This is a genomic window from Flaviramulus sp. (assembly GCF_982512915.1).
The window spans coordinates 1-2,030 of sequence record NZ_CEWOCJ010000053.1; the positions used below are offsets into that span (position 1 = coordinate 1).

Consider the following 2,030-nt stretch of genomic DNA (forward strand, 5'->3'; position numbering starts at 1 on the left):
ATAATAATGATAGAAGAAATAATTTTCACATTACAACTAATTCAAATAGATTTTTAGGTATAGGCGTTTAGACCTCCCTTGTTATATATTGACTTTATTGACTTTTATTCAAAAAAAACCATTTTTTTGATTAACACATCGAAGATTGTACCCATATTTGACCTTCTGTTGTATCTAAAATGATATTCATTTAGATAATCTTGCATATATTCTTTGCTACAATGATGATGAATTCCTCGCAACCAGCCTTTGATATTCATAATATGTAAATGCAATTCTTTGAAGTTCTTTCCATCTTCTGATGCTACTTGTTTTAGTTTTAAAAACTCTTTTTTCAATGGTGCATATCCTTTCCAATTGTCAGTTATTAATTCTGCATCTTTTGAGACATATTTTCTTAAAAAAGAACCTAACTCCTTTGCAGATGAATTTTCAATAACCTCAGCATATGCTCTACCAACCCCGCCTTCTAATATTTCCAATGCAAGAACTATTAACTTTTTAGCTCCTTTACTTCTTCCTCTTTTTCCTTCTTCCGGTCCACCTACAACAAACTCATCTGCGTGAATAATCCCTGTTAACGGGCTTTTAAGACTGCTTTTCATTACTCGTTGTACTTTTTGTTTAAATGCCCAACAGGTTTTTTGCCTCAATTCAAATTCATTACTCAATTCCATGGAAGACATTCCTTTTTTCTTTGTACTAACTTTGAAAATAATATGAAATGCAATTAATATAGGAAACTTAAGTTTCTCAAACATTGTATTTACCGTAGGGCTTTCATCATATTTGCATTTTAAACATCTTCTTGAAAATGGCTTTTTGCCACTATAATATTTGTCATTATTACATTTTTTACAAAAATATCCTTTTTCCCATTTAATTGAAGAAAGGTATTCGTAACAGTCTAAATCTTCTTTAAATCGCTTGTTAAATGTAATTGAATTCACTCCTGTAAATTTTTCCCTTGTACTCATTTGACAAAGGTAATTCTAATTCTTATGTTGGGCGACCTAAACGCCTATACCTATTATTTAAATTCCACATTGAATTTGAAAACATGAAGTATCATCCAATATTCTATTCAGCAATAAGAACTATTTCTCGAATGATTCCTTTTGATCCAATATCTTTTCTTTTTAATGAAAATCAATATATGTGGCATGAAACACTATCAAAAACAAAAACAGTAAAAAAAAGCGAATAACACCGTGTAAAGCTAATAACTAATTATTTGCTTAATTGATGTAACGGCATATTTGCAAATCCGCCAAATTTTTTAATTTGGCTTATTGATAAAAAAAGTAATAATAAAATTAAAAAATTGGCTTGTGCTTAACTGAAAAGTAATCACTATTTTTCTATTCAGTATTTAGTATCTACACACGTAACTAACCATACAAAAAGCGTGAGTCATCATATAAAGAACGAATGTCTTATCAAGTAAAAAACACTCTGATTTTAAATCAGAAAGAATTTGGCATAATAAAAACAACAAAAGAAGGGTTGGTAAAACCAGAAGATTTTGGGATTAAGACTAAATATCGTTCATCTATTCTCATGAGAGGATATTTGACTTGCTACAAAATTGATTCAGACTCAAATCTTATTCTAAATAATTTTTACGTTAACGTAAATATGAATGATGATATAAAATTCATAAATGGCATCCCACCTCACATTTCATCAAAAACGGATATTGAATCAGGAACAACATTTAGAGAATATAGAAATCTCAACTTTCTGGTTGAATATTCAGGATATATTTTAATTGGACATAAAATCATAAAAGACTTAGATACAAAATAGAGACTTTATGGTGCTGATTATGAAGAAGTCTTTGAATAAAATATAAAAAAAGGTAAATTACGCGAGATTTTAAGAGTCTATTGGATAAGCTTCAGGTATTTTATCTCATAAGTGCGTGAGAAAAAGTCATATTTCTTTTTTTTATTAAATCTATTCCATTATTTATTTCTTATTTTTTCATTTTTTATTTTTTTTTTATCTCTTTTTATTTATTTATTTTT

Annotated in this window: 3 protein-coding genes; 2 read left to right on the forward strand and 1 reads right to left on the reverse strand. The window is 28.1% G+C overall.

The annotated features are described in order from the left end of the window. Window positions 1-104: 104 nt before the first annotated feature. Window positions 105-977 carry an IS1595 family transposase gene (locus AC1XJX_RS13630; RefSeq protein ID WP_482004540.1) on the reverse strand — a complete coding sequence of 291 codons (873 nt, stop codon included), beginning with the start codon at window positions 975-977 and terminating at the stop codon, window positions 105-107. Window positions 978-1,060: 83 nt separating this feature from the next. Between AC1XJX_RS13630 and AC1XJX_RS13635 the strand changes: the two genes are divergently transcribed. Further along, window positions 1,061-1,207, forward strand: coding sequence for a hypothetical protein (locus tag AC1XJX_RS13635; RefSeq protein ID WP_482004541.1), 147 nt, complete (start codon window positions 1,061-1,063; stop codon window positions 1,205-1,207). A 224-nt stretch (window positions 1,208-1,431) separates the two neighbouring features. Further along, window positions 1,432-1,809: a hypothetical protein gene (locus AC1XJX_RS13640; protein ID WP_482004542.1), complete on the forward strand. Its 378-nt coding sequence runs from the start codon at window positions 1,432-1,434 to the stop codon at window positions 1,807-1,809. Window positions 1,810-2,030 lie beyond the last annotated feature (221 nt).

Excerpts from the sequence above, each read along its gene's own strand:
- AC1XJX_RS13630 (WP_482004540.1), bottom strand. The coding sequence starts at position 977 with ATGAGTACAAGGGAAAAATTTACAGGAGTGAATTCAATTACATTTAAC.
- AC1XJX_RS13635 (WP_482004541.1), top strand. The coding sequence starts at position 1,061 with ATGAAGTATCATCCAATATTCTATTCAGCAATAAGAACTATTTCTCGA.
- AC1XJX_RS13640 (WP_482004542.1), top strand. The coding sequence starts at position 1,432 with ATGTCTTATCAAGTAAAAAACACTCTGATTTTAAATCAGAAAGAATTT.